General features: G+C 52.7%; 1 protein-coding gene. It reads right to left on the bottom strand.

Annotated features, from left to right (window positions below):
- The coding region (locus tag ACTHUE_RS19945; protein WP_440424271.1) for a contractile injection system protein, VgrG/Pvc8 family at nucleotides 1-526 on the bottom strand (526 nt) is incomplete at its 3' end.
- Between the last annotated feature and the right edge of the window lie 38 nt (nucleotides 527-564).

The following is a 564-nucleotide window of genomic DNA, read 5'->3' as shown; positions in this document are numbered from 1 at the left end:
GACGGTTGATAAAGTCGAAGTCGCTTTCAAGATACTGGGTGACATACTCGCGTACAGCGTAGTTGCGGCTTTTTTGGAAACGGTAGTCGACGCCGGAGAAGCCGTGGTGCTTGAAGACGGCGGCAACGATGTCGGGAATGGTTTGGTGTTGGAACAGTCGGGAGGTTTGGAAATGTTTTAAAGCCGCGAAGCGCGGCTCTAAAACAAAGCGGTAAACGGTTTCATCCTTGGAAACCGACAACTTCTCGCATGAGTTGATAATACCCTGCCATTGCTTCGCCGGAGGATCGTCTGAAGCAGACCCGAATGCCCCGGCCACTTCAGACAGTAAGCTTTCCTGCGGACGAATCTCAAACGCTGCGCGCTGGTTGAGGTAGGAAGACAGCGGCAGTGAGGAGTCGGTAGAGGTGGCAGTAATTTCAACACGGTAAGCGGTATTGACCGCTTCGGATGCGCTGAAGGAGCGGACTGAAAGTGAGGGTGAGAAACGGGCAAAGGTGAGGTGGTAGGATTGGCGGGCGGTCATAAGGTAATATCCGACTGACGATGAACACTGTATAGTAA

This window comes from Neisseria sp. P0021.S005 (assembly GCF_051956955.1).
Note: the sequence above shows the minus strand (reverse complement) of the source record. Positions and strands in the feature narration are given on the sequence as shown.